Source organism: Aurantimonas sp. Leaf443, assembly GCF_001425575.1.
In the GTDB taxonomy this organism is placed as follows: domain Bacteria; phylum Pseudomonadota; class Alphaproteobacteria; order Rhizobiales; family Rhizobiaceae; genus Leaf443.
Genome location: NZ_LMRD01000001.1, coordinates 372,987 through 398,821, shown reverse-complemented (window position 1 = coordinate 398,821; position 25,835 = coordinate 372,987). Strand labels below are relative to the sequence as shown.

Genomic DNA, 25,835 nt, shown 5'->3' with positions numbered 1-25,835 from the left:
GGGAGGATCCGGTGCTGTGCGCGGAGCCGGCCGGCGGCGCGGGCCGCCGGCCGCGCCCGTCAGGCCTTGTTGCGGTTGTAGACGTCGAAGCAGACGGCGGCGAGGAGGACGAGGCCCTTGATGAGCTGCTGGTCGTCGATGCCGATGCCCATGATCGACATGCCCATGTTCATCACGCCCATGATGAAGGCGCCGACCACCGCGCCCACAACCTTGCCGACGCCGCCATAGGCGGAGGCGCCGCCGATGAAGCAGGCGGCGATGACGTCGAGTTCCAGCGAGGCGCCGGCCTTGGCGGTCGCCGAGCCGAAGCGGGCGGCGAAGACGAGGCCCGCGAGCGCGGCGAGGAAGCCCATGTTGACGAAGGTGAGGAAGACGAGCCGCTCGGTCTTGATGCCCGAGAGCTTGGCCGCCTTCTCGTTGCCGCCGACCGCGTAGATGCGCCGGCCGACGGTCGTGCGCGTGGTGATGAACCCGTAGACGGCGATCAGGACGCCCATGATGATGAGCACGATCGGCAGGCCGCGATGCTCGGAGAGCTGCAGCGTGATGAGCACGATGGCCGCCGCCACGATCGCGTTGCGGGCGACGAAGATGCCGAAGGGCTCGTCGGCGCGGCCGAAGCGGGCCTGCTTGGCGCGCTTGCGCATGGCGAACCAGAGCATGAGCGCGGCGACCGCGAGGCCGAGGACGAGCGTCGTCATGTGCAGGCCGTAGCCGGGCAGCGCGTCCGGGATGTAGCCCTTGGAGAGGAGCTGGAACTCGTTGGGGATCGGGCCGACGGAGGTCGAGCCGAGGACCTTCAGCGTCAGGCCGCGGAAGACCAGCATGCCGGCCAGCGTCACGATGAAGGACGGCACCTTGAAATAGGCGACGAGCCAGCCCTGGGCGGCGCCGATCAGCGCGCCGACGGCGAGGCAGATGCCGGCCGCCAGGAACGGGTCCATCTTCTGGTTCACCATCAGGACGGCGCCCAGGCCCCCGATGAAGCCGGCGACCGAGCCGACCGACAGGTCGATATGGCCCGTCACGATGACGAGCAGCATGCCGATCGCCATGATGATGATGAAGGAGTTCTGCAGGAAGAGGTTGGTGACGTTCTGCGGCGCCAGGAGATTGCCCGTCATCGCCTGGAAGAAGACGGTGATGAGCACCAGCGCGACCAGCATTCCGTATTCGCGGATATGGGTCTTGAAGAAGTCGAGATTGGCGTTGCCGGGGGCGGCGCCCTTCGGGCGTTCGATCGATTGGGTGCTCATGCCGCGTTTCTCCCTGCGGACCGGATGATGGCGCGCATGATGGTCTCCTGCGTCGCCTCGCCTTTGGGCAGCTCGGCGACCAGCCGGCCTTCGTTCATCACGTAGATGCGGTCGCACATGCCGAGGAGCTCGGGCATTTCCGACGAGATCATCAGGATGCCGCGCCCTTCCGCCGCCAGGCGGTCGATGATGGAATAGATCTCGAACTTCGCGCCCACGTCGATGCCGCGCGTGGGCTCGTCGAGGATCAGAAGATCGGGGTTGGAGAAGAGCCACTTGGAGAGAACCACCTTCTGCTGGTTCCCGCCCGAGAGGTTCAGCGTCTTCTGGAAGATGCCGGGCGAGCGGATGCGCAGCTTGGTGCGGTAGTCCTCCGCCACCTCGCGCTCGCGGTGCTCGTCGATGATGCCGCCCTTGGCCACGCCCGAGAGATTGGCGAGCGAGATGTTCTGCCGGATGTCGTCGTCGAGGATCAGGCCGTAATGCTTCCGGTCCTCGGTGACGTAGGCGATCTTGGCGTCGATCGCCTTGGAGACGGTCGACACGTCGACCGGCCTGCCGTGCATCGACACCTCGCCCGAGATGTGGCGGCCGTAGGACTTGCCGAAGATGCTCATGGCGAGCTCGGTGCGCCCTGCCCCCATGAGGCCCGCGATGCCGACGATCTCGCCCTTGCGCACGTTGAAGGAGACGTCCTTCACCACCTGGCGCTGGGTGTTGAGGTGGTGGAAGGCGTTCCAGCCCTTCACCTCGAACAGAACCTCGCCGATCTTCGGGCTGCGCGGCGGGAAGCGGTCGTCGAGGGCGCGGCCGACCATGTCGCGGATGATGCGGTCCTCGGAGATCGCCTCGGCGCGGCAGTCGAGCGTGGAGACGGTCGTGCCGTCGCGGATGACGGTGATCTTGTCGGCGACGCGGCTGATCTCGTTCAGCTTGTGGCTGATCATGATGGCCGACATGCCCTGCTTGCGGAACTCGATCAGGAGATCGAGGAGCGCCTGGCTGTCGCTCTCGTTGAGGCTGGCGGTCGGCTCGTCGAGGATGAGGAGCTTGACGCGCTTCGACAGCGCCTTGGCGATCTCGACGAGCTGCTGCTTGCCGACGCCGATGTCCTTGATGAGCGTCGTCGGCGATTCCGATAGGCCCACCTTGGCGAGAAGCTCGGACGTGCGCTGGAAGGCCTCGTCCCAGTCGATGACGCCCATGCGGGCGACCTCGTTGCCGAGGAAGATGTTCTCGGCGATCGACAGGAGCGGCACGAGGGCCAGTTCCTGGTGGATGATGATGATGCCCAGATGCTCGGAATCGCGGATGTCGCGGAAGGCGCGCGTCTCGCCCTCGTAGACGATGTCGCCCTCGTAGCTGCCATGCGGGTAGACGCCCGAGAGCACCTTCATCAGCGTGGATTTTCCCGCGCCGTTCTCGCCGCAGATGGCGTGGATCTCGCCCGCTTCCACCACGAGATTGACGTTGTCGAGGGCGCGCACGCCCGGAAACGTCTTGACGATGCCGCGCATCTCAAGGATCGGCGCCATGCCCGCGTTCCTCCGCCTTCGATGAAGGGAAACCGGCCGCGGCTTGGCGCCGCGCCGGCCCTTTTTTCATTCTCGAAGGCCATGCCGGCACGCCGGCATGGCCTTGCGACGAGACCGTTACTTGATCTGGTCGGCCGTGTAGTAGCCGCCGTCCACGAGCGTCTTCTCGATATTCTCCTTGGTCAGGAGCACCGGCTTCAGCAGGTAGGCCGGAACGACCTTCACGCCGTTCTCGTAGGTCTTGTCGTCGTTGATCTGCGGCTGGCCGCCCGTGCCCATGGCGTCGATCATGTCGACCGTGACCTTGGCGAGTTCGCGCGTGTCCTTGTAGATCGTCGAATACTGCTCGCCGGCGAGGATCGACTTGACCGACGGGATCTCGGCGTCCTGGCCGGAGACGACCGGCATCTTCATGTCGCCGGAGCCGTAGCCGACGCCCTTCAGCGACGACAGGATGCCGATCGACAGGCCGTCATAGGGCGAGAGCACCGCGTCGACGCGCTTGTCGGAGTAGAAGGAGGACAGGAGGTTGTCCATGCGCGCCTGCGCCACGGCGCCGTCCCAACGCAGCGTGCCGACCTTGTCCATGCCGGTCTGGCCGGACTGCACGACCAGCTTGCCGGAGTCGATGTAGGGCTGCAGGACGCTCATCGCGCCGTTGTAGAAGAAGAAGGCGTTGTTGTCGTCCGGCGAGCCGCCGAAGAGCTCGATGTTGAACGGGCCCTTGCCGTCCTTCAGGCCGAGGCCGGTCTCGATCGACTGCGCCTGCAGCACGCCCACCTGGAAATTGTCGAACGTGGTGTAGTAGTCGACATTGGGCGAGTTGCGGATGAGGCGGTCGTAGGCGATGACCTTGATGCCCGCGTCGTGGGCCTGCTGCAGCACGTCGGCGAGCGTGGTGCCGTCGATGGAGGCGACCACGAGATACTTCACGCCCGACGAGACCATGTTCTCGATCTGGCTGAGCTGGGTCGGGATGTCGTCCTCGGCATATTGCAGGCTCGCCTTGTAGCCCTTGGCCTCCAGCGCCTTGACCATGTTGTCGCCGTCCGCGATCCAGCGGGCGGAGGACTTGGTCGGCATGGAGACGCCGACGGCGCCCTTGTCCTGCGCGAAGGCGGGCATGGTCAGCGTCAGAGCCACGGCGGCGGCCAGGCCGCCCATCATCCGTCTGGTCAGTTTCATGTGTCGTTTCCTCCCGGAACCCAGTTCAATTCCGGCCGCCCGAGCGGCCGATCCTCACGTCGCGGCGCGCGCCTCTCGGGCGGGCTCCGTGTCGTTCTCGCCTGAGCGCGCCCCCTGGAAGAGGGCCGCGCTGACATCGTCATAGGCGCTCTCGATGAGACGCCTCATGAAAAGGGACGCCGCCTCCCCGTCTCCGGCCAGGATCGCGTTCATCACGCGCTCGTGCTGGCGGATCGTCTCGTCCTGCGGATTGCGCCGCCAGGAGAGCGAGAAGGAGACCTTGAGACTGCGCTCGATCATCGCGCCGAGCGAGACGAGGATCGGATTGCCCGTCGCCTCCAGGATGACGCGGTGGAAGTCGAGATCGGCGGCGATGAGCTCGGGCGAGCCGCGCTCGTTCTCGGCCATGCCCGCCAGCGCCCGGCGCAGGCGCGCCGCCGTCGGCTCGTCGATCCGCCGGGCCGCCAGCCGCGCCGCCGCCGGCTCGTTGATGAGCCGCATCTCGTAGAGCGCGTCCACGAAGCCGCGCCGCACCGGGTCGCTCATGTGCCAGTTCATCACGTCCGCGTCGAGCATGTTCCACTCGAGCCGGTCGCGCACCTTGGTGCCGACCTTGGGCCCGACGGTCACGAGACCCTTGGCGGCCAGATGCCGGATCGCCTCGCGGACGACGGTGCGCGAGACGCCGTGCGAGACCTGCAGTTCCTTCTCCGTCGGCAGGACGGCCCCGGCCTCGATCTCGCCGGAAGCGATCCGGCGACCGAAGTCGGAGGCGAGCGTCATCGTCCGGTTGGACCGCTCGCCCTCTGGGGCGAGGGCCTGGTACAGCATGAAAGGTCGAAACTCTCCCGACCGGATCTCCCAACCCGGCAATGGTCGGATCATTGCACCGGGCAGATGCGGATGCAAGATGCATCACGCAAGCCGGAACCGCTTTCATACGATGTTTGTGGATATCAGGCCGCCTGCAGCGGCAGGACGCGGCGCACGCGCTCGGCGCCGATATCGATGACGCGCACCATCGCCGCCCGCGCCCCCGCCCCGTCGCCCGCCTCGATCGCCTCCACGATCGCCCGGTGGAGGGCGGCGGTGCGGCTCAGCGATTCGAGGTCGGCGGCCGGCGAGGACAGCTTGAAGGAGATGAGGAGCGCGGCCTCGATCAGGCTGGTGATCGAGCGCATGAACGGGTTCTGCGAGGCCTCGGCGATGGCGAGGTGGAACTCGAGATCGACGCCGGCAAAGCTGCCGAGCGTGTGGCCGGGATCGGCGAACCGGTCGGCGATCTCGTAGAGCCGTGCGACGTCGGCGGGGCTCGCGCGCTGGGCGGCGAGTTCGGCCGCCGCCGGCTCGAAGGCGAGGCGCATGACCGCGAGATCGGTGAGGAACGTCTCGTCGAGCCCCGCCTCCACGCGCCAGCGCAGGATGTCGGGATCGAGGAGGTTCCAGCACGAGGCCTCGAGGACGCGCGTGCCGACCCGCGCCTTCGGCTGGACCAGCTTCTTCTCCTGCAGCGTCTTCATGGCTTCGCGCAGCACCGTGCGCGAGACCTCGAATCGGGCCGAAAGCTCCTTGTCGTTCGGCAGGATCGAACCGACGGCGAACTGCCCCCCGACGATCTCGCGGCCGAGCGCGCCCACGACATGGGCGTGCCGATCCTTCGGGGCGCGTCCGCCAAGGGCCGATGCCAGCAGTCCCATCAGCGCATCCTTCGCCTCGCCCTCGTGCCCATGCCGTTCCCGCCCTTCGACGCCCGCGCCTCTCCCGTGCACGAGGCGCCCCGCCGCGCCGGGAGAGCGGCGCTTCTCACGCCCTCGCCTCGGCCGCCTTTCGCTCCGACAGCCAGACCGTCATGCGCTGGAGGACGATGAAGGCGAAGAGAAGTAGGCCGATGACGATCTTCGTCCACCAGCTCGACAATGTTCCGTCGAAGACGATGTAGGTCTGGATGAGGCCCTGGATCAAGATGCCGAGCAGCGTGCCCGCCACGAAGCCCGAGCCGCCGGTGAGCAGCGTGCCGCCGATGACGACCGCGGCGATCGCGTCGAGCTCCACGCCCACCGCCGCCAGCGAGTAGCCGGCCGAGGTGTAGATGGAGAAGACGATGCCGGACAGGGCGGCGAGAAGGCTCGACAGGGCGTAGATCATGATCGTGGTGCGGGCCACCGGCACGCCCATCAGCTCGGCCGACTGCTCGCTGCCGCCGAGCGCGTAGACATTGCGCCCGAACCGCGTGCGATGGGCGATCAGGATGCCGAGCGCGAAGACGAGGAGCATCAGGATGCCGATGAAGGTCAGGCGCCCGCCGCCGGGCATGCGGTAGTAGAGGCCCTGCAGCGTCTCGTAGAAGGGATGGGTGATGGGCACGCTGTCGGTGGAGAGCAGGAAGGCCATGCCGCGCGCGAAGAACATGCCGGCCAGCGTCACGATGAAGGCCGGCATCTTCAGATAGTGGATCATCGCGCCCATCGTCGCGCCGAAGGCCGTGGCGAGCGCCAGGAGGATGGCGAAGGCGAGAATCGGGTGCAGGCCCCAGGACCCCATGGCAAGCGCCAGGAAGACGCCGGAGAAGGCGATGACCGAGCCGATCGACAGATCGATGCCGCCCGACAGGATGACGAAGGTCATGCCCACCGCGGCGATGCCGAGGAAGGCGTTGTCGGTGAGGAGGTTGCCGAAGACGCGCGTCGAGAGCATCGCAGGAAAGCTTGCCGCGCAGATGGCGTAGGCGACGAGGAAGATGACGAAGGTCGTGGCGAGCGTCAGGTAGCGCGAGCGGATCATCGGGCGGTCTCCTCCTTCGCGGTCGTCTCACGTGCCGCCTTCTCGCGGCGCCGGCCGGCCGAGTGCCCCGCGAAGGACAGGAACTGGCGGCTCGCCGGCGACTGGACGACGAGGATGACGACGATGATCGCGGCCTTGATGATGAGGTTGAATTCCGGGGGGAAGCCGGCGATCAGGATGCCGGTGTTGACCGACTGGATGATCATCGCCCCGATCAGCGACCCGGCGATGGAGAAGCGTCCGCCGAGCAGCGAGTTGCCGCCGACGACGACCGCCAGGATCGCGTCGAGCTCCAGCCAGAGGCCCGAATTGTTGGCGTCGGCGCCGCGGATGTCGGCGGTCACGATGATGCCGGCGATCGCCGCGCAGAGCCCGGAGGCGATGTAGACGGCGAGCACCAGGCTGCGCGTGTGCACGCCGGCCAGGAGCGAGGCGCGGCGGTTGACGCCGATCGCCTCGATCAGCAGGCCGAGGGCGCTCGAGCGCACCAGCAGCGCGGCGAGGATGCCGACCGCGAGCCAGAGGAGGATCGGCACCGGCAGGCCGAACAGCGCGCCCGAGCCGAGGAAGACGAAGCCCGGATCGTTGAAGGTGAGGATGACGCCCTCGGTGACGAGCTGCGCGATGCCGCGCCCGGCGACCATCAGGATCAGCGTCGCGATGATCGGCTGGATCTCCAGAAGCGCGACGAGGACGCCGTTCCACAATCCGCACAGGAGGCCGACGGCGAGCGTGGCGGCGAGCGTCGTGGCGAGCGGCGTGCCCTCGGCGATGAGCGAGGCGCCGGTCGCCCCGCAGATCGCCATGATGGCGCCGACCGAGAGATCGATGCCCTTGGTGGCGATGACGAGCGTCATGCCGACGGCGAGAAGGGCCACCGGCGCGCCGCGGTTGAGGACGTCGATCAGCGAGCCGTAGAGCCGGCCGTTCTGCATCGTCACCGTCAGGAAGCCCGGCGAGATCGCGGCGATGAGGGCGAGGATGACGAGAAGCGCGACGATCTGCGGCGCGAGGCGCCGCGCGAGGGGAGCGAGCGCGGCCATCAGGCGGCGTCCCGCGCGGCGCGCCCGGTCGCCATCGCCGTCATGATGGCGTCGGCGGTGACTTCGGCGCCCTTGAGCTCGGCGACATGCGTGCGCTCGGACAGGATGACCACCCGGTCGGAATAGGCCACCAGTTCCTCCAGTTCGGACGAGACGACGAGGAGCGACATGCCGTCCTGGCAAAGGCGCTCGATGAGGCGGATGATCTCGGCATGGGCACCCACGTCGATGCCGCGGGTCGGCTCGTCGAGGATGAGGACGCGCGGCTGGGTGGCAAGCCAGCGGGCGAGGATCGCCTTCTGCTGGTTGCCGCCGGAGAGGAACTTGATCGGCTTCTCGCGGTCGGAGGTGCGGATGTCGAGCGCGGCGATGTAGCGGTCGGCGAGCTCCACCTGCGCGCGCCGCGACAGGGGCTTGGCCCAGCCGCGCCGCGCCTGCAGGGCCAGCACGATGTTCTCGCGCACCGAGAGGTCGCCGACGATCCCGTCGTGCTTGCGGTCTTCCGGGCAGAAGCCGAGCCCGGCCTTGATCGCGTCGCGCGGCGAGGCGACGGAGACGCCCTGCCCCTCGATCTCGGCGCTCCCGCTGTCCGCCTTGAGGACGCCGAAGATCAGCTCCGCCGTCTCGGTGCGGCCCGAGCCGAGGAGGCCGGCGATGCCGACGACCTCGCCGCGCTTCAGTTCGAGGTCGAAGGGCTCCACCTTGCCGCGCTTGCCGTAGTCGCGCAGCGCGAGCGCCACCGGCGCGCCGGCGGGCGGGGCCTTGGCGTGGTCCTTGGCGACCGCCGCGTCCAGCGCGCGGCCGAGCATCATGGAGACGAGATCGAGCCGGTCGAGGCCGGCCAGCGGGCGCGAGGCGACGAGGCGCCCGTTGCGCAGGACCGTCACCCGGTCGGCGATCTCGTAGACCTGGTCGAGGAAGTGGGTGATGAAGACGATGCCGAGGCCCTTGTCGCGCAGCCGCGAGACGGCGGCGAAGAGCGTCCGCACCTCCGCCGCGTCGAGGCTCGCCGTCGGCTCGTCGAGGATGAGGACCTTGCCGGAAAGATCGACGGCGCGGGCGATGGCCACGAGCTGGCGCACGGCGACCGAATAGCTGCCGAGCGGCGCCGTCACGTCGATGGACAGGCCGTAGGGCGCAAGCAGCGCGCGGGCGCGGCGGTTGATCTCGCCGCTGCGCAGGAGGCCGAAGCGGCGCGGCTCGCGGCCGAGATAGAGATTCTCGGCGACCGTCAGGTTCTCGAGGAGATTCACCTCCTGGAACACGGTGCCGATGCCGAGCTGCTGCGCCTCGGTCACGTCGCGCGGGTCGATCGGCACGCCGCCGAGCAGCATCTGCCCGCCGTCGCGGCGATAGGCACCGGAGAGGAGCTTGATGAGCGTCGACTTGCCCGCCCCGTTCTCGCCGAGCAGGGCATGGACCTCGCCCGCGCGGAGGGTGAAATCGACCCCGTCCAGCGCCTTCACCCCAAGGAAGCCCTTGGTGATGCCGGTCGCGGCGAGAAGAATGGGACGGTCTGTCATGCCAGGGCGCCATTTCGAGGATCGAACGAGGGGAGCGGCACGGCGCTGCAGCGGTGGGAGTGGCAACGCGCGCACCGTGCCGCCACGGAACGCCGCTCGCGGGCACAAGACCCGAAAGCCAACGCTCCGAACTGTGGAAGGCCGTCGAGCACGGGACTTGCGGCGCCGTGCCCGCGCGGGCAGGGGCGACGGACGCCGAGGCGCAGGACGCCGGCGAACGTCTTTCGACCCGGCGGACCCGCCCGGCCTCGAGAGGTTCGGCGACCGCCGGCCGCCGGAGCCCCACCGGGGCTTCAGGCGGCCGACGCCGCTGCGCAAGGCGGGGCTCCCCGGGAGAGGGCCCCGCCGGTCACAGGCTCAGTAGCCGAGGCCCTTCTTGGCCTCGTAGACCTTCATCGGCTCGTCGGCCTGGGTGTAGAGCTTCGACTCGGTCTGGATCCACTTCGGCGGCTGGGTGCCGTCGGCCTTGAACTTCTCCAGCGCGTCGAAGGCGGGACCGGCCATGTTCGGCGTCAGCTCGACCGTGGCGTTCGCCTCGCCATTGGCCATGGCCTGGAAGATATCCGGCACGGCGTCGATCGAGACGACGAGGATGTCGGTGCCCGGCTTCAGGCCGGCTTCCTTGATCGCCTGGATGGCGCCGACGGCCATGTCGTCATTGTGGGCGTAGAGGGCGCAGATGTTCTTGCCGCCGTTCTCGGCCTTGATGAAGCTCTCCATGACTTCCTTGCCCTTGGTGCGGGTGAAGTCGCCGGTCTGCGAGCGGGTGATCTTGAGGTTGTCGTGGCCCGCGATGCCTTCCTCGAAGCCGGCCTTGCGCTTGATCGCCGGCGAGGAGCCGGTCGTGCCCTGGAGCTCGACGATGTTGCAGGGCTTGGAGCCGACGGTCTTGGCCAGCCACTCGCCCGCCACCTTGCCCTCGTGGGTGAGGTCGGAGGTCACCGCCGTGAGGTAGAGGTCCTCGGGCGCGTCGATCGTGCGGTCGAGCAGGACGACCGGGATCTCGGCTTCCTTGGCCTCTTCGAGGACGCCGTTCCAGCCCGTGGCGACGACGGGCGCCACCAGGATCGCGTCGACGCCCTGCGCGATGAAGGAGCGGATGGCCTTGATCTGGTTTTCCTGCTTCTGCTGGGCGTCCGCGAATTTCAGGTCGATGCCGCGCTTCTCGGCCTCCTGCTTGGTCACGCTCGTCTCGGCCGCGCGCCAGCCCGATTCCGACCCGATCTGGGAAAAGCCGACCGTCATGTCCGCGGCATGGGCGGACGCAGATGCCATCAGGACGCCGGCGAGCGCGCCGACAATGCTACGAAGTGCCATGTTATCTCTCTCCCCAGGCGCGGTTTCACGACCTCCCGTCGCCGCGCCATGGGAAAAGTAATATTATATGATCCAGGCTGTCCAGAGCGGATCGTCGCTGCAGCGCATCAATGCATGCTGCATCGCACATTCCCCTGGAGACCGGGCTATTCCAGGCCGGCGGCCACCAGATCTGCCGGCATCGGCGCCAGCGGCGCGGGCCCCAGGAATCGGTCGACGAGGGCGGTGACCTCGGCATTGCGCTCGGCGCCGGTGCGCCCGCCGATGACGGTCACCAGGATCCGCCGCCCGCCCCGCTCGGCGGTCGCCACGAGGTTGAAGCCGGCATCGCGGATGAAGCCGGTCTTCAGCCCGTCGACGCCCGGCACGGTGCCCAGAAGCTTGTTCGTCGCCCGGTGCGTGCGCCCGGCATAGGCGAACTCGCGCGCGGCGAAGAGGGGCGCGTATTGCGGGAAGCGGCCGCGCAGCGCCTGTCCGAGGATCGTCATGTCGCGCGCGGTGGAGACCTGGCGCGGATCGGGCAGGCCCGAGGCGTTAACGAAGCGGGTGCGACGCATGCCGAGCGCCTGCGCCTTGCGCGTCATGGCGAGCGCGAAGGCCGCTTCCGTCTCGCCGAGATTCTCCGCGATCACGGTCGCGATGTCGTTGGCGGACTTGACCGCCAGCGCCTGCGCCGCGTCCCGCGCGGCGATGGTCGAGCCGGGCGCGAGGCCGAGCTTGGACGGCGGCTTGGAGGCTGCGTTCTGCGACACGACGAGCGGCGTGTCGAGCGACAGGCGGCGCTGCTCGATCGCCTCGAAGAGGAGATAGAGCGTCATCATCTTGGTCAGCGAGGCGGGATAGCGCAGCGCGTCCGCATCCTCGGCCAGGAGCGTGCGGCCGGTCGCGAAATCCATCACATAGGCCGAATGGGCCCGAACCTCGGCCTCGCCCAGACTGTCCGTCAGCCCCATCGCGTCCCGGCGCGACAGGTCGGTCGAGCGGCAGGCCCCGAGCGTGGCGAGCGAGATCATCGCGAGGGCGAGCGCGAGGCGAAGCGGCCGGCGCGGCGAGGCGGAGAAGGAAAGGGGCAAGGCGCGAAAGGTCCGGGCGGATCGGAAGGGTCGGGCCATGAGACTTGCCACGGCGCCCTTGTCAAAACGGTTAAGGCTTTCGGACCGCCTTCGCCGGATCGGCGTGACGGTTGCGCCACAGCGCCCCTGCCGCCGTCTCCCCGCCGCTGCGTGCCCGCGCCCTTGGCGCGCCCGCGCGGCTGTGAGAAGACGGAAGGCCGAAAAGCCCGCGCTCGTGTCGGCCCGCCTTGCCCGGCCGGCGGCGGCGCGCCGCACGAGCCAACGGAAAGGCCCCGCCCTTGACGCCTGCCGCTTCCCGCCTCGCCCGCATCAGCGCGCCGCCGATCGCCCGCGCGGCCCGCTGGGTCGCCAGCTACGACGGCCGGCACGGGCCCCTCGTCGACTGCAGTCAGGCCGTGCCGAGCGACCCGCCGCCGCCGGCCTTCGCCGAGCGCCTGGCGCTCGCCGCCGCCGAACCCGCCGCCGCCCGCTACGGGCCGGTCCTCGGCGATCCGGTGCTGCGCGCGACTTATGCCGGACACGTGTCGGCGCGCTACGGCGCGCGCGTTCCGGCGGCGCATGTGGCGATCACCGCCGGCTGCAACCAGGCCTTCTTCGCCGCGATCCTCGCCCTTGCCGGCCCCAGCGAGGCGGTCGTCCTGCCGACGCCCTGGTACTTCAACCACCTGATGAGCCTCGAAATGCTCGGCGTCGAGGCGCGGGCGCTGCCGACGCGGGCCGAGGACGGGTTCCTGCCGACGCGCGAGGGTCTGGCGGGCGTCCTCGACGAGAGGGTCCGCGCGCTCGTGCTCGTGACGCCGAACAACCCGACCGGCGCCGTCTACCCGCCGGCGCTGATCGAGGACCTCTTCGAGCTCTGCGTCGCGCGCGGCATCGTCCTGGTGCTCGACGAGACCTATCGCGATTTCCTGGAGGGCGAGGCCGCCCCCCACCGCCTCTTCGCCCATCCGGCCGCCGAGACCCATCTCGTCAGCCTCTATTCCTTCTCCAAGGCCTATGCGATCCCGGGCCACCGCGTCGGCGCGCTGATCGGCGGACCCGCCTTCGTGGCACAGGCCGAGAAGGCCATCGACTGCGTGCAGATCTGCGCCCCGCGCCCGCCTCAGGTGGCGCTTCCCTGGGCGATCGAACATCTGGCCGACCACCGCCGCGAGGCGGCCGGGCGCATCCGGCGCCGGGCCGAGCTCTTCGTGCGCACGCTCGCCGCCGTGCCCGGCTGGCGGCTCGAACAGATCGGCGCCTATTTCGCCTATGTCGCCCATCCCTGCAGGGGCGTCGCCTCGGAGACGGTGGCCGAGACGCTGGCGCGCGAGCTCGGGCTCCTCGTCCTGCCCGGTTCCTTCTTCGGGCCGGGCCAGGAGGGACATCTGCGCATCGCCTTCGCCAATGTGGCGGATGCGGCCATCGTGGAGCTCGGCCGGCGCCTGTCGCTCGGCTTCTCCCTGTCCCCGGTCTCGCGCGAAGGAGAGGCGGCATGACGCCGGACGAGCTGAAGGCCCTCAACGATCGCTTCGCCGGCGAGAACGAGCGGCGCATCTACGACGAGGGCTTTGCCCGCGTGGCCGACCGGCTCTTCGACCCGAAGGGCACGCGCGTCGCGCCCTATGCGGGCCTGCCGACGCTGCTCGACGTGCCCTATCGCGCGGTGGACTGGAGCGCCCCGGACCTTGCCGGCCTCGACGTCGCGCTGATCGGCATGCCGATGGATCTGGGCGTCACCAACCGCAACGGCTCGCGCTTCGGCCCGCGCGCCCTGCGCGCCATCGAGCGCATCGGCCCCTACAACCATGTGCTGAAGACCATGCCGGCGGCGGAGCTGAAAGTCGCCGATATCGGCGACGTGCCCTTCCGCAGCCGCTTCGACCTCGCGACCTCGCACGCCGATATCGAGGCGACGATCGCCCGGATCGTCGCCGCCGGCGTGACGCCGCTCTCGGTCGGCGGCGACCATTCGATCTCCCTGCCGATCCTGCGCGCCATCGGCGCGGAGCGCCCGGTCGGCATGATCCATGTCGATGCCCATTGCGACACGTCCGGCCTCTTCGACGGCTGCAAGTTCCACCATGGCGGCCCGTTCCGGCAGGCGGTGCTGGAGGGCGTGCTCGACCCGCGCCGCACGATCCAGATCGGCATCCGCGGCTCGTCGGAATATCTGTGGGAGTTCTCCTACGAGAGCGGAATGACGGTGATCCACGCCGAGGAGGTCACCGGGCTCGGCATTGCCGCGATCGTGGAGAAGGCGCGCGCCGTCGTCGGCGACGGGCCGACCTATCTCTCCTTCGACGTCGACAGTCTCGATCCGGCCTTCGCGCCCGGCACGGGCACGCCCGAGGTGGGCGGGCTGACGACGCGCGAGGCGCAGGCGCTGCTGCGGGGCCTCGCCGGTCTGAACTTCGTCGGCGGCGATCTCGTCGAGGTGGCGCCGCAATACGACGCGACGACCAACACGGCGCAGGCCGGCGCGCAGATGCTGTTCGAGATCCTGAGCCTCCTGCCGCTCCGCCCCTGACGCGGCATCCGCCGGCGGCGCGCCCTGCCCTTGCGCGCCGCCGGCCTCTGGCTTATGGCACGGGCGACATCAGGAGTTGGGCCGCGGCCCGACGCCAACCTGCCTTTCCGGGCAAGGTGGCGCTCCCGCAAGGGAGGATGTGGCCGTTCCGGCAACCAAGCGGATCATGCGCCCCATCTCGTCGCGACCCGGCACAAGCCACGGATCTCGACATGGGCGACACGCATCCCGATCTCCTCTCCCGCCTGCCGCTTCGCGCGGGCGACACGGTGTCGATCCTGGGCACCCGCGCCCTTCGCAAGGGGCCGGGAAGCGGGCTGCATCACGTCGCGCTCGTCACGCATCGCGGCGCCGGGATCCACTGTCACGTCTATCTCGTGCCCGCCGAACTGCGCGCCGGCCGGGCGGAGGTGCGGCTCGCCGCCGTCTTCCCCGCGGCCGCCTTCGCGGAGGCGGAGCGCTACGCCCGCGGCCTTGCCGACGCGCCTGCGGAGGCGCGCGCGGCGCTGGCGGCCTGAGACGCAACGCTCGAAGAGCGATCGGGATCGATCGTATCGCCATTTTCTATTATACGACTGATTTATTCTTCTTAATGCCGTTTATATAGATTTTTCTTATCGTTTTTGCATTGTTTTGTAGCAAATACGCACACACCTTCCCCGCCGTTTCCGCTAGGCTCCGTCCCGGGGTTCCAAACGGGCCGGACGGGCGAAGGAGCGGGTCATGAAGTGCATCGGTTTGATCGGCGGCATGAGCTGGGAGAGCACGGCGGTCTACTATCGCCGCATCAACGAGAGCGTGCGCGCGCGCCTCGGCGGCCTGCACTCGGCCGAGATCCTGATGCGTTCGGTGAACTTCCACGAGATCGTCGCCCTGCAGAAGGCCGCCGACTGGGACGGCGCGGCGCGGCGCCTTTCGGCCATCGCGGCCGATCTCGAGGCGGCGGGCGCCGACCTCGTCCTCATCTGCACCAACACGATGCATCTTCTCGCCGAGCCCGTGCAGGCCGCAATCTCCGTGCCGCTCGTGCATATCTGCGACACGACCGGCGCGGCGGTGAAGGCCGCCGGCCATCGCCGGCCGCTGCTTCTGGCCACGCGCTACACGATGGAGGAGCGCTTCTACCGCGACCGCCTCGCCGAGCGCCACGGGATCGAGGCGCTGGTGCCCGACGCCGCCGACCGCGCGACCGTCCACGACATCATCTTCGACGAACTGTGCCGGGGCATCGTGACGCCCGCGTCGCGCCGCGCCTATCTCGACATCGTCGCGCGCGGCCGGGCGGCGGGCGCCGACAGCGTCATCCTCGGCTGCACCGAGATCGGGCTCCTCATCGACCCGAGCGACTGCTGCCTGCCGGCCTTCGATTCCACGCTGCTGCATGCCGACGCCGCCGTCGTCCTGGCGCTCGCGCCGGCAACGGCGCGGACCGCGCGGCCTCTTCCGGCGATGCCGATGGCGATCGCCGTCTGAGACCTGCTCCGCGCCGACGCCCGCTCCGCTATTCGGCGGGCGCGGGCGCGGCCTCGGGCTCGTGTCCCGCCGCCGCCTTGTCGAGGGCGGCGTCGAGCTCTCCGGCCACCGCGCTGCGCGGGCTCGTGAAGCGCGCCAGGAGATCGTAGATCACGGGCGTCACGAAGAGCGTCAGCACCGTCGCCACCGTGAAGCCGCCGACGATGACCGCGCCGATCGCCGCGCGGCTCTCCGATCCCGCGCCGCCCGTCAGCATCAGCGGCACGGCGCCGAGGACGGTCGCCACCGTCGTCATCAGGATCGGCCGCAGGCGCACCACCGATCCTTCCAGGATCGCCTCGCGCACCGAGCGCCCCTCGTCGCGCAGCTGGTTGGCGAATTCCACGATCAGGATGCCGTTCTTGGCCATCAGCCCGACGAGCAGGATGAGCCCGACCTGGCTGTAGATGTTCAGCGACTGGCCGGTGAAGAGGATCGTGGCGAGCGCCCCCGCGATGCCGAGCGGCACGGTCAGGAGAATGATGATCGGGTGCACGAAGCTCTCGAACTGGCCCGCCAGCACCAGGAACACGATGAGAAGCGCGATGCCGAAGACGACGAGGATGCCGCCGGACGTGTCCAGGAACTCGCGCGCCTGGCCCTTGTAGGCGATCTGCGTGCCGGCCGGCAGCTTCTCGGCCGCCGCCGCATTCACGAAGTCGATGGCGCGGCCGAGATCGTAGCCCTCCGCCAGTCCCGCCGAGACCTCCACCGAGGGCAGCCGGTCGTAGCGGTTCAGCGCCCGCGGCGTCGCCGTCTCGGCCACGTCCACCAGTCCGTCCAGCGCCACGAGCCCGCCCTCGGCATTGCGCAGGAAGACGTTGGAGAGGTCGCGGGCGCTGTTGCGGTCGTCGGTGCGCGCCTGCACGATCACCGGATATTGCCGGCCCCGGTCCTCGTATTCGGTCACGTCGTTGGAGGCGAAGAGCGTCTGCAGCGCCTCCGACACGTCGCGCACCTCCACGCCCAGATCGCGCGCCCGGTCGCGATTGACGGAAATCTCGTAGCCCGGCTGGTTGTTGTCGGCGACGACCTCGATGCCGGTAAGGCCCTCGTTGGCGCGCATCGCCTCGGCGAGCGTCTCGGCCGAGGCGTTCACCTCGTCGAACTGCGGGCCGCCGACGGAGATCTGCAACGGGTTGTTGGAGCCGCGAAGGCCGAGGCCCGCGGGCGCGCCGAGCCGGGCCTGCGCGCCCGTGATGCGCGCGATCTGGGGCCGCAACCGCTCGATCAGCGCCTGCGTGCTCTCCTCGCGCTCGGCCCAGTCGGACAGGCGCACGATGACGAAGGCACGGCGCAGCTCGTTGTACTGCCCGACGATCGACAGGACGTTGGTGACGAGCCCCGCCTCGCGCAGCGGCTGGAGGATCGCCTCCACCTCGCCCGTCGCCTTGTCGGTATAGGCAAGGCTCGAGCCGAGCGGCGCCTCGATGCGCACGAAGAACTGCCCCCGGTCCTCGGGCGGCGTCAGCTCGTTGGGAAGGCGCTCGTAGAGGGCGACGGAGCTCGCCGCGATGAAGACGGCGATCGCCAGGACGAAGGCGGGAAAGCGCAGGGCGCGTGAGAGCGCGGCGCGGTAGAGCCGGTTGAGCCCCTCCAGCCGGCGTTCGACGAAGCGCTCGAACCGGCTCTTGCCGGCGCCCGGCTCCTGCAGCACGAAGGCGCAGAGCATCGGACAGAGCGAGAGCGAGACGAAGGTCGAGATCGCCACGGCGACGCCGAGCACGAGACCGAACTCGGAGAAGAGCCGCCCCACCTGCCCTTGCAGGAATGAGAGCGGCACGAAGACGGCGATCAGCGTCCCCGAGGTCGCGAGCACGGCGAAGGTCACCTGGCTCGCGCCCAGCGAACTTGCCGCCAGCCGGCTCTCGCCCTCGTCGATGCGCCGCTGGATGTTCTCCAGGACCACGATCGCATCGTCCACGACGAGGCCGATGGCCAGGATCAGCGCGAAGAGCGTCAGGATGTTGATGGAGAAGCCGAGAAGCGCGAGCCCCGCGCAGGCGCCGATCAGCGAGATCGGAATGGTGACGGCCGGCACGATCGTGGCGCGCAGCGAGGCGAGGAAGAGGAAGTTCACCGCCACGACCAGCGCGATGGCGATGACGAGCGTGACGACGACCTCGTGGATGGACGAGCGGATGAAGACCGCGTCGTCGCTGGAGACGGCGATCCGCGTGCCCTCCGGCAGCGTCTCGGCGAGGCGCGCGACCTCCGCCTGGACGGCGTCGGAGATCTGCACCGTGTTCGACTGCGACTGGCGGATGACGCCGAGGCCGACGGAGGTGACGCCGTTGGCGCGGAAGATCGTGTCGTCGTCCTCCACGCCGACTTCCACTTGCGCCACGTCGCCGAGGCGGATCGGATAGGCCTCGGTCTGGCGCACGATCAGCCGCTCGAACTCGGCCGGCTCGCGGAAACGCGTCGTCGTGCGCACCTGGAACTGGCGGTCGGCGGTCTCGATCTCGCCGGCCGGCAGCTCGACATTGTTGTTCTCGAGCGCCGTCGTCACGTCCGAGACGGTGACGCCGCGCGCCGAGAGCGCGCGCCGGTCGAGCCAGACGCGCATCGCATAGGCGCGCTCGCCGTTGATCTCCACGCTCGCCACGCCCTCGATCGTCGCCAGCTGGTCGACGATGTAGCGGTCGGCATAGTCGGTGAGGTCGGCCGCGCTCAGCCGGTCGCTGGTCATCGACAGGCGGATGACGGGATCGCTCTCGCTGTCGTTCTTCTCGATCAGCGGCTCGTCCGCCTCCTCGGGCAGGTCCTGCGAGACGCGCGCCATCTCCGAGCGCACGTCGTTGGCCGCGTCGTCGATGTCGCGGCTCGTGTCGAATTCGATGACGGTGCGGCTCTGCCCGCGCTCGGCCTCCGAGGAGACCGAGCGGATGCCCGACACGCCGGAAATGGCGCCCTCCACGATCGTGGTGATCTGCGCGTCCACGACCTCCGGGGCGGCGCCCTCGTAGGCGACGGTCACGGTGATCTGCGCGGTGTCGATGTCGGGCAGTTCGCGCACGGGAAGCGTCAGGAGCGCCGCCGCGCCCCCGACGAGCACCAGGACGTTCATGACGATGGCAAGGACGGGCCGGCGCAGGCAGAGATCGGAAAGGGTCATCCCAGACCCCCGCCGGCGGCCGACGCCGTCGGCGCGGGCGGCGCGCCCTCGTCCCGCGGCGGCGCGTTTTTCCCGTCGCCACCGGCCGGCGCGACGATCTCCACGGCCGCGCCGTCCTCGACGCCCTGAAGGCCGCTGACGACGACGGGCACGCCCTCGTCCAGCCCCTCCAGGATCTCCACCCGCCCGTCGCGGCGAAGGCCGATGCGCACCTCGCGCCGCTCCGCCTTGTCGGCCGTCGCCGCAAAGACATGCGTCCGGTCGCCCTCGTTGACCACGGCGACCTCCGGCACGGTCACGGACTGGCGCTCCTCGATGACGAGCGCGATCTGCAGGAACATGCCCGTCACGAGCGAGCGATCGGCATTGGGGATCGTGGCGCGCACCGCGAAGGCGCGCGAGGCCGCGTCGACGCGCGTGTCGATCGTCTCGACCTTTCCCTCGAAGGGCCGGTCGGGGAAGGCGTCGCTGCGGGCGACGACGACCTGGCCGGGCCGCACCTGCGCCAGATAGGCCTCGGGCAGAGAGAAGGTCACCTCGATGCGGGAGAGATCGTCGAGCGTCGTGAGGATGCTCGCCGTCGTCACGCGCTGGCCGACATCGACCTCCGAAAGCCCGACGCGCCCGTCGAAGGCGGCGATGGCCTGCCGGTCGGCGACGGCATTGGCGGCCTGCTCGCGCACCGCCTCGGCGCGCAGCACCTGCGCGCGCGTCGATTCCAACGCAGCATCGCTCTGCACGTTGCGCTCGGCGAGCGAGAGCGAGCGCTGATAGGCGCTGCGCACCTCGGCGAGCGAGGCATCCGCCTCCTTCAGCGCCGCCCGCTCGGCGCGGTCGTCGAGCTGGACGAGGACGGTGCCGGCGCGAACGTCCGACCCTTCCTCGATATTGACCGCGACCACCCGCCCGTCGGCCATGGGCTGGACATCGATGGACTGGATCGCCTTGGTGGAGCCGATGGCCTCGGCGGTGAGGCGCACGGGCTCGCGCCTCGCCTGCGCCACTTCGACGCGGGCACGGCGCTCGGCCCTCGGCGCGGCCGACGCCTCGTCCTGCGGCATGAAGCGATCGAGAAGGAAGCCGGAGCCGTAGAGGCCGCCGACGCCGGCGGCCGCGACGAGGAGACCCGCGATGGCGATGCGAACAGGCTTCATCGAACCCCTTCTCTCGGCATCGCCAAAACCTGAGCCCGGCCGACCGGTGACCGCGCGACGCCGGGCGGTCCTGCGATGACGCGCCACCGCTGCGCCGGTTCCGGCAGGTCTTCCGGGCCGCGATCACCATCGCGTCAGGAGCGACGTGAAACGGCCCTATCGCGACGCGAAAGCCCGTCCCGTCCCGCAGTCGCCGCTCCGGGGTCATGGAGCCGCCGCTCTTTCCCTGTATAGAGTCCGGACGGCCGCGCCGAAGCGTGCCCTGCCCCGGCGGCGCCTGCCGCACGCTCTTCTGAACGGACCTTCCTTGAACAACCTGTCACCGACGCCGTACGAAGCGGCGCCAGCCGCCCTTCTCGACGATGCGACCGTGCGCCGTCTGGCCCGCCATTGCATGGCCTATCGCGATCCCGACGACCGCTTGGCGGCGTTCCAGCTCGCGACGGCGCTCCTGCCCTTCCTCGGCCTCTGCGCCGTGCTCCTGTGGAGCGTCTCGGCCGGCCTCTGGTGGCCGCTCGTCCTCGCCGTTCCCGCCGGCGGCTTCCTCGTGCGCCTCTTCGGCATCCAGCACGATTGCGGGCACAATTCCTTCTTCTCCTCGCGCCGCGTGAACAAGGCGACCGGCCGGTTCCTCAGCCTGCTGACGCTGACGCCCTTCGGCTACTGGAGCCGCTCGCACACGCTGCATCACGCCAGCGCCGGCGATCTCGGCCGGCGCGGCATCGGCGACGTCGACACGCTGACGGTCGAGGAATATCGGGCGCTGTCGGCCGGCGCGAAGCTGCGCTACCGGCTCTACCGCCATCCGCTCGTGCTGCATGTCGTCGGACCGCCGCTCTACTTCGTCTTCTTCCAGCGCTCGCCCTTCGGCCAGGCGCTCCCGGCGCGCGAGGCCTGGCGCTCGATCATGGCGCTGAACGTCTCCATGCTTCTCGCCTATGGCGGCCTCGCCCTCCTCGTCGGGCCCGTGACCGTCCTCGTCGCCCTCCTGCCGGCGGCGCTCGTCGCCTCCTGGGTCGGCGGCTGGCTGTTCTTCGTGCAGCACCAGTTCGAGCACACGCATTGGGACGAGAGCTGCGACTGGAACCTGCAGCAGGCGGCCCTCGGCGGCAGTTCCTATTACGTCCTGCCCAAGGTGCTGCAGTGGTTCACCGGCAATATCGGCCTGCACCACATCCATCACCTCAACAGCCGCGTGCCGAACTACCGGCTGCAGGCCTGCCTCGACGCCGAGCCGCTGCTCGGCTCGATCTCGCGCCTGTCGCTCGGCGAGAGCCTGCGCTGCATCGGCCTCTCCCTGTGGGACACCCGCACGCGCCGTCTCGTCTCCTTCGCCGCCGCCTGACGAACCGCGGCCGACGGGCTCCGGCCCGTCGCCCCGCGCGGCGATCTGCACGCTGCGCCATTCAAACCCGCGCCGGCCCCGCTAGGTCTCGGGGACAAGCGGAACGGCGGGGCGAGAAGCGGATGCGCAATCTCTGGTACAAGAACGCGGTGATCTACTGCGTGGACGTCGATTCCTTCCGGGATTCGGACGGCGACGGCATCGGCGACTTTCGCGGCCTCACCGACAGTCTCGACCATATCGAGGCGCTCGGGGCCACCTGCATCTGGCTCCTGCCCTTCTACCCCTCGCCCGACCGCGACAACGGCTACGACATCTCGGACTACTACAATGTCGATCCGCGCTACGGCACGCTCGGCGACTTCGTGGAGTTCATGCGCGCCGCCGCGGACCGGGGCCTGCGCGTCATCGTCGACCTCGTGGTCAACCACACGTCCGTCGACCATCCCTGGTTCCGGGCGAGCGCCGGCGATCCCGCCTCGAAATACCGCGACTGGTACGTCTGGCGGAAGGACAAGCCGAAGGACGCCGATAAGGGCGTCATCTTTCCGGGCGTGCAGAAGAGCACCTGGACGCGCGATCCGCGGCGCAAGGAATACTACTTCCACCGCTTCTACGAGCACCAGGCCGACCTCAACATCGCCAATCCCGAGGTCCGCGAGGAGATCGAGCGCATCATGGGCTTCTGGCTGGAGCTCGGCGTCTCCGGCTTTCGCATCGACGCGGCGCCCTTCGTGCTCGAAGACCTCGCCAAGCTCGAGGACGGCACGGACCCGCACGCCTATCTCGCCGAACTCCAGGGCTTCCTGTCCTGGCGCCGGGCCGAGGCGATGCTTCTCGCCGAGGCCAACATCACGATGGACGAGGCCGACGAGTATTTCGGCAGCGGCGACCGGCTCCACGTCATCTTCAACTTCCCGCTGAACCAGAAGCTCTTCCTGGCGCTCGCGCGCGGCGACGGCGAGCCGGTGCGCGCCCAGCTGAAGGCGCTGCCGGCGCTCCCGGCGGTCGGCCAATGGGCCACCTTCCTGCGCAATCACGACGAGATCGATCTCGGCCGGCTCGCGGAGGACGAGCGCCAGGAGGTCTTCGACGCCTTCGGGCCGGACAAGTCCATGCAGCTCTACGAGCGCGGCATCCGCCGGCGCCTGGCGCCCATGCTGGGCGGCGACGAGCGGCGCATCGCCATGGCCTTCAGCCTGATGCTCTCCCTGCCGGGCACGCCGGTGATCTGGTACGGCGACGAGATCGGCATGGGCGAGAACATGGACCTGCCCGAGCGCCACCCCGTGCGCACGCCCATGCAATGGTCGGCGGACGGCCATGGCGGCTTCTCCACGGCCGCCCCGAAGGACTGGATCCGCGCGCCGGTGCTCGACGGGCCCTTCGGCCCGCTCTTCGTCAATGCGCAGGGCCAGAAGACGGACGAGACCTCGCTCCTCTCCACGGTGCAGCGCCTCATCCGCGTGCGCCGCGCCTGCCGGGAGATCGGCTGGGGCGAGATGGAGGTGCTCGATCTCGGCGTTTCCAGCGTCGTCGCGCTGCGCTTCGAATGGCGCGGCGGGGTCGTCGTCGTCCTCAACAATCTCGCCGACGCGCCGGTGACGCTCGATCTCGGCGCGGTCGTCGGACCGGCGCACGCGCGCAACCTCCTGCGCCGCGAGGCGGATCTGCGCCCCGACGCGTCGGGCGCCTGCGCCCTGCGCCTCTCGGCGCACGGGTTCGAATGGCTGCGGCTGCAGGGCTGAGAGACCGTAGGGGCCCGCCTACGGCGGGCGTTCCTCAGGCCCGCTCGCCCGACCGCAGCGCCGCCGCCTCGCCCGCCGGGTCCAGCACCAGGCCGACGAGTTCGGACAGCGCCCGCACGCCCATCTTCGCCATGAGATTGGCGCGGTGGATCTCGACCGTGCGCGGGCTGAGCTTCAGATCCTGCGCGATGGCCTTGTTGGGCTTTCCCGAGACCAGCCCGTCGAGCACCTGGCGCTGGCGGTCGGTCAGGCTCGCCAGGCGGCTGCGCACGCCGTCCACCCGCGACAGGCGCTCGCGCCGCGCCGTGTCGGCCGCGATGCCCGCGCGGACGGCGCCGAGAAGCTGCTGGTCCTGGAAGGGCTTCTCGATGAAGTCGAGCGCGCCGCGCTTCATCGCCTCCACCGCCATCGCCACGTCCGCGTGGCCCGTCATGACGATGAAGGGCACGAGGATGCCGCGGCTGCGCAGTTCGCCGAGAAGGGTGATGCCGTCCATGCCCGGCATGCGCATGTCGCTGACGACGCAGCCGCGCAGGCCCTTGCCGGACTTGCGCAGGAGCTCGTCGGCCGAGGCGTAGAGGCGGCTCGGCAGACCCGCCGAGGCCAGGAGGAAGGCGACGGCGTCGCGCACCGGGGCGTCGTCGTCGATGAGGTGGACATGCGGCTCGTCAGACATGGCGGGTTTCCCGCTCCTTGGAACTTTGGATGGTGAAGCGGAAGACCGTTCCGCCTCCCTCCGCGGGGCCGGCGGAGATGCGCCCGCCATGCGCCTCCACGATGGTGCGGCAGATCGACAGGCCGACCCCCATTCCATGTGGCTTGGTGGTGACGAAGGGATCGAAGAGGCTCGCCGCGACCCGCGGGTCGAGCCCCGTGCCGCTGTCGCGGACCGAGAACTCGACGAAGCCGGGCACGCTGTCGCCGCGGGTGGCGATGACGAGGTCGCGCCGGCGCCCGTCCATCGCCTCGATGGCGTTGCGCAGGAGATTGAGAAGGACCTGCTGGATCTGGATCCGGTCGGCGAAGATGTGGCCGGCGGCCGGGTCGAGATCGAACATGACGCGCACGCCGCGCTCGCGCGCCCCGACGAGGGCGAGCGCGCTCGCCTCCTCCACGAGCTTGGCGACGGCATGGACCTGCCGCCGGCTCTCGCGCCGCGAGACGAACTCGCGCAGCGAGCGGATGATCTCGGCGGCCCGCACCGCCTGCGCCGAGGCGCGGTCGATCGCCGTTGCCATCAGCGCGGCCTCCTGCCCGGGCATGCCGTCGGCGATGCGCCGGCAGCCCTGCAGGTAGCTGGAAATGGCCGTCAGCGGCTGGTGCAGCTCGTGGGCGAGCGCGGAGGCCATCTCGCCGAGCGCGGTGAAGCGCGACATATGCAGGAGCTCGCCCTGGATCTCCTGGACGCGTTCCTCGGCCTTCCAGTTCTCGGTGAGATCGCGGATGAAGCCGGTGAAGTAACGCTCCTCGCCCGAGCGCATCTCGCCCACCGAAAGCTCCATGGGAAAGGTCGAGCCGTCCTTGCGCTGGCCGCGCACGACGCGGCCGATGCCGATGACGCGGCGAATGCCGGTGGCGCGGTAGGCGGCGAGATAGTCGTCATGGGCGCGCCGGTAGGGATCGGGCATCAGCGCCTTGACATTGCGGCCGACGATCTCGGCCACGGAGAAGCGGAACAGGCGCTCGGCCGCCTTGCTGAAGGACCGGATCGTGCCCTTGTCGTCGATGACGATCATCGCGTCGGGCACGGTCTCGAGGATCGAGCGCAGGTGCTCCTCGCCGAGTTTGCGCTCGTGGATGTCCTCGGTCGATCCGTACCAGCGCAGGATGCGGCCCTGCCGGTCGCGGCGCGGCTCGGCGCGCGAATGCATCCAGCGATGGGTGCCGGCCTCGACGCGGATGCGATGCTCGACCGAATAGGCCTCGCCCGTCGCGATCGACCGGCGCCAGGCCTGATGGGAGCGCTGGCGGTCGTTGGGATGGATGGCGTCGAGCCAGTCGGTCCGGTCGGGATCGAGCCGCATCAGCGTGCCGAAGCGGCGCACGACCGTCTCCACGGTGCCCCCCGCCGTGGAGTTCCACAGGATCTGCGGGTTGGCCCGCAGCGCCTGGAGATAGTCCTCCTCGATCGCATGGCGCTTTGCGGAGGTGCGGCGCGCGGGCGGCATGCGGGCGGGGCGCTCCGCCCCTTCCGTCGCCACGCACAGGGCGCCGACCACCGCGCCGTCCTCGGCCCGAAAGGGGCTGCAGGAGAAGACGGACGCCGGACCGGACCCGTCCGGCGCGCGGGGCAGCTCGATCAGGCGCTCGCCCGGCGCGGGCCCCTCGCCGGCCGGAGCGCGGCGCAGGAGCGTCTCCACCGCCCCACCCGCCTCCGGCCAGACCTCGCGCAAGGCCCGGCCCGGACCGAATCCGGCCGTCGCGTCGAAAAGGGCGGCCGCGGCCGCATTGGACACGATGCGGTGCTCCGGCCCCAGAAGAAGCATCATGGGATGGGCACTGTCGTGCATGGCCGCGGCCAGCACCCGGGCGGCCTCCGGCCACGAGCCCGGCGCCCCGAGCGGCGTGCCGCTCCAGTCGAAGGGCTCGACCGCGCCGACGCCGCCCCCCTCGCCCGTTGCCCCATCCGTCAGGAGCGTCGCTCCCGCCTCACCCATCTGTCCGAAGGTTCCTCTCGTGCCAACTATAAGTCGCACGAACCAATAGACAGGGAACAAGTGACGAACACAAGTC

Annotated in this window: 20 protein-coding genes and 1 riboswitch; of the genes, 6 read left to right on the top strand and 14 right to left on the bottom strand. The window is 69.7% G+C overall.

What is annotated here, in order from left to right; genetic code table 11:
- Positions 1 to 59 precede the first annotated feature (59 nt).
- The 10 genes from mmsB to ASG48_RS01685 all read right to left on the bottom strand — a co-directional run bounded on the left by mmsB (position 60) and on the right by ASG48_RS01685 (position 11,716).
- Positions 60 to 1,259, bottom strand: a complete 1,200-nt coding sequence (mmsB, locus tag ASG48_RS01730; RefSeq protein WP_055844247.1) for a multiple monosaccharide ABC transporter permease — start codon at positions 1,257 to 1,259, stop codon at positions 60 to 62.
- Entirely contained in the window at positions 1,256 to 2,794 is a 1,539-nt protein-coding gene (gene mmsA / locus ASG48_RS01725) for a multiple monosaccharide ABC transporter ATP-binding protein (protein ID WP_055844244.1), read from the bottom strand. The genes mmsB and mmsA overlap by 4 nt, the downstream gene beginning before the upstream one ends.
- Before the next feature lie 117 nt (positions 2,795 to 2,911).
- Positions 2,912 to 3,961 (bottom strand): multiple monosaccharide ABC transporter substrate-binding protein, encoded by a 1,050-nt coding sequence (chvE, locus tag ASG48_RS01720; protein ID WP_156381430.1) that lies wholly within the window; start codon positions 3,959 to 3,961, stop codon positions 2,912 to 2,914.
- A 72-nt stretch (positions 3,962 to 4,033) separates the two neighbouring features.
- A complete protein-coding gene (locus ASG48_RS01715; protein WP_055844231.1) occupies positions 4,034 to 4,810 on the bottom strand; it encodes a FadR/GntR family transcriptional regulator in 777 nt (258 codons plus the stop codon).
- Between the two features lie 125 nt (positions 4,811 to 4,935).
- Positions 4,936 to 5,676: a FadR/GntR family transcriptional regulator gene (locus tag ASG48_RS01710; protein WP_055844230.1), complete on the bottom strand. Its 741-nt coding sequence runs from the start codon at positions 5,674 to 5,676 to the stop codon at positions 4,936 to 4,938.
- A gap of 106 nt (positions 5,677 to 5,782) precedes the next feature.
- Positions 5,783 to 6,757 (bottom strand): galactofuranose ABC transporter, permease protein YjfF, encoded by a 975-nt coding sequence (gene yjfF / locus ASG48_RS01705; protein WP_055845357.1) that lies wholly within the window; start codon positions 6,755 to 6,757, stop codon positions 5,783 to 5,785.
- Positions 6,757 to 7,803, bottom strand: coding sequence for an ABC transporter permease (locus tag ASG48_RS01700; protein WP_156381397.1), 1,047 nt, complete (start codon positions 7,801 to 7,803; stop codon positions 6,757 to 6,759). Before ASG48_RS01700 ends, yjfF begins: the two co-directional genes overlap by 1 nt.
- Positions 7,803 to 9,326: a sugar ABC transporter ATP-binding protein gene (locus ASG48_RS01695; RefSeq protein WP_055844229.1), complete on the bottom strand. Its 1,524-nt coding sequence runs from the start codon at positions 9,324 to 9,326 to the stop codon at positions 7,803 to 7,805. The genes ASG48_RS01700 and ASG48_RS01695 overlap by 1 nt, the downstream gene beginning before the upstream one ends.
- 357 nt (positions 9,327 to 9,683) lie before the next feature.
- Positions 9,684 to 10,643 carry a galactofuranose ABC transporter, galactofuranose-binding protein YtfQ gene (ytfQ, locus tag ASG48_RS01690; protein WP_055844226.1) on the bottom strand — a complete coding sequence of 320 codons (960 nt, stop codon included), beginning with the start codon at positions 10,641 to 10,643 and terminating at the stop codon, positions 9,684 to 9,686.
- Between the two features lie 146 nt (positions 10,644 to 10,789).
- Entirely contained in the window at positions 10,790 to 11,716 is a 927-nt protein-coding gene (locus ASG48_RS01685) for a D-alanyl-D-alanine carboxypeptidase family protein (RefSeq protein ID WP_244486685.1), read from the bottom strand.
- Positions 11,717 to 11,994: 278 nt separating this feature from the next.
- On the opposite strand from ASG48_RS01685, the gene ASG48_RS01680 reads away from it, so the two are divergent.
- The 4 genes from ASG48_RS01680 to ASG48_RS01665 all read left to right on the top strand — a co-directional run bounded on the left by ASG48_RS01680 (position 11,995) and on the right by ASG48_RS01665 (position 15,698).
- Positions 11,995 to 13,194 (top strand): aminotransferase, encoded by a 1,200-nt coding sequence (locus ASG48_RS01680; RefSeq protein WP_055844223.1) that lies wholly within the window; start codon positions 11,995 to 11,997, stop codon positions 13,192 to 13,194.
- Positions 13,191 to 14,225 (top strand): agmatinase, encoded by a 1,035-nt coding sequence (gene speB / locus ASG48_RS01675; protein ID WP_055844219.1) that lies wholly within the window; start codon positions 13,191 to 13,193, stop codon positions 14,223 to 14,225. Before ASG48_RS01680 ends, speB begins: the two co-directional genes overlap by 4 nt.
- 61 nt (positions 14,226 to 14,286) lie before the next feature.
- Positions 14,287 to 14,394, top strand: a riboswitch (SAM-I-IV-variant riboswitch).
- Between the two features lie 43 nt (positions 14,395 to 14,437).
- Positions 14,438 to 14,743: a hypothetical protein gene (locus ASG48_RS01670; protein WP_055844216.1), complete on the top strand. Its 306-nt coding sequence runs from the start codon at positions 14,438 to 14,440 to the stop codon at positions 14,741 to 14,743.
- Between the two features lie 205 nt (positions 14,744 to 14,948).
- Positions 14,949 to 15,698, top strand: a complete 750-nt coding sequence (locus ASG48_RS01665) for an aspartate/glutamate racemase family protein (protein ID WP_055844213.1) — start codon at positions 14,949 to 14,951, stop codon at positions 15,696 to 15,698.
- Positions 15,699 to 15,726: 28 nt separating this feature from the next.
- On the opposite strand, the gene ASG48_RS01660 is transcribed toward ASG48_RS01665, so the two are convergent.
- Both ASG48_RS01660 and ASG48_RS01655 read right to left on the bottom strand, forming a co-directional pair.
- Positions 15,727 to 18,855, bottom strand: a complete 3,129-nt coding sequence (locus tag ASG48_RS01660) for an efflux RND transporter permease subunit (protein ID WP_055844208.1) — start codon at positions 18,853 to 18,855, stop codon at positions 15,727 to 15,729.
- Entirely contained in the window at positions 18,852 to 20,009 is a 1,158-nt protein-coding gene (locus tag ASG48_RS01655; RefSeq protein ID WP_055844205.1) for an efflux RND transporter periplasmic adaptor subunit, read from the bottom strand. The genes ASG48_RS01660 and ASG48_RS01655 overlap by 4 nt, the downstream gene beginning before the upstream one ends.
- 307 nt (positions 20,010 to 20,316) lie before the next feature.
- Between ASG48_RS01655 and ASG48_RS01650 the strand changes: the two genes are divergently transcribed.
- Positions 20,317 to 21,354: a fatty acid desaturase gene (locus ASG48_RS01650; protein ID WP_244486683.1), complete on the top strand. Its 1,038-nt coding sequence runs from the start codon at positions 20,317 to 20,319 to the stop codon at positions 21,352 to 21,354.
- A 122-nt stretch (positions 21,355 to 21,476) separates the two neighbouring features.
- Positions 21,477 to 23,102, top strand: a complete 1,626-nt coding sequence (locus ASG48_RS01645; RefSeq protein ID WP_055844202.1) for an alpha-amylase family protein — start codon at positions 21,477 to 21,479, stop codon at positions 23,100 to 23,102.
- A 34-nt stretch (positions 23,103 to 23,136) separates the two neighbouring features.
- On the opposite strand, the gene fixJ is transcribed toward ASG48_RS01645, so the two are convergent.
- Complete coding sequence (gene fixJ / locus ASG48_RS01640) at positions 23,137 to 23,778, bottom strand: response regulator FixJ (RefSeq protein ID WP_055844197.1); 642 nt, start codon at positions 23,776 to 23,778, stop codon at positions 23,137 to 23,139.
- Positions 23,771 to 25,759, bottom strand: coding sequence for a PAS domain S-box protein (locus ASG48_RS01635; protein ID WP_055844194.1), 1,989 nt, complete (start codon positions 25,757 to 25,759; stop codon positions 23,771 to 23,773). Before ASG48_RS01635 ends, fixJ begins: the two co-directional genes overlap by 8 nt.
- Positions 25,760 to 25,835 lie beyond the last annotated feature (76 nt).

Excerpts from the sequence above, each read along its gene's own strand:
- ASG48_RS01670 (WP_055844216.1), top strand. The coding sequence starts at position 14,438 with ATGGGCGACACGCATCCCGATCTCCTCTCCCGCCTGCCGCTTCGCGCG.
- speB (WP_055844219.1), top strand. The coding sequence starts at position 13,191 with ATGACGCCGGACGAGCTGAAGGCCCTCAACGATCGCTTCGCCGGCGAG.
- ASG48_RS01715 (WP_055844231.1), bottom strand. The coding sequence starts at position 4,810 with ATGCTGTACCAGGCCCTCGCCCCAGAGGGCGAGCGGTCCAACCGGACG.
- ASG48_RS01710 (WP_055844230.1), bottom strand. The coding sequence starts at position 5,676 with ATGGGACTGCTGGCATCGGCCCTTGGCGGACGCGCCCCGAAGGATCGG.
- ytfQ (WP_055844226.1), bottom strand. The coding sequence starts at position 10,643 with ATGGCACTTCGTAGCATTGTCGGCGCGCTCGCCGGCGTCCTGATGGCA.
- mmsB (WP_055844247.1), bottom strand. The coding sequence starts at position 1,259 with ATGAGCACCCAATCGATCGAACGCCCGAAGGGCGCCGCCCCCGGCAAC.
- ASG48_RS01700 (WP_156381397.1), bottom strand. The coding sequence starts at position 7,803 with ATGGCCGCGCTCGCTCCCCTCGCGCGGCGCCTCGCGCCGCAGATCGTC.
- mmsA (WP_055844244.1), bottom strand. The coding sequence starts at position 2,794 with ATGGCGCCGATCCTTGAGATGCGCGGCATCGTCAAGACGTTTCCGGGC.
- ASG48_RS01635 (WP_055844194.1), bottom strand. The coding sequence starts at position 25,759 with ATGGGTGAGGCGGGAGCGACGCTCCTGACGGATGGGGCAACGGGCGAG.
- ASG48_RS01665 (WP_055844213.1), top strand. The coding sequence starts at position 14,949 with ATGAAGTGCATCGGTTTGATCGGCGGCATGAGCTGGGAGAGCACGGCG.
- ASG48_RS01695 (WP_055844229.1), bottom strand. The coding sequence starts at position 9,326 with ATGACAGACCGTCCCATTCTTCTCGCCGCGACCGGCATCACCAAGGGC.
- ASG48_RS01655 (WP_055844205.1), bottom strand. The coding sequence starts at position 20,009 with ATGAAGCCTGTTCGCATCGCCATCGCGGGTCTCCTCGTCGCGGCCGCC.
- chvE (WP_156381430.1), bottom strand. The coding sequence starts at position 3,961 with ATGATGGGCGGCCTGGCCGCCGCCGTGGCTCTGACGCTGACCATGCCC.
- ASG48_RS01645 (WP_055844202.1), top strand. The coding sequence starts at position 21,477 with ATGCGCAATCTCTGGTACAAGAACGCGGTGATCTACTGCGTGGACGTC.
- ASG48_RS01660 (WP_055844208.1), bottom strand. The coding sequence starts at position 18,855 with ATGACCCTTTCCGATCTCTGCCTGCGCCGGCCCGTCCTTGCCATCGTC.
- fixJ (WP_055844197.1), bottom strand. The coding sequence starts at position 23,778 with ATGTCTGACGAGCCGCATGTCCACCTCATCGACGACGACGCCCCGGTG.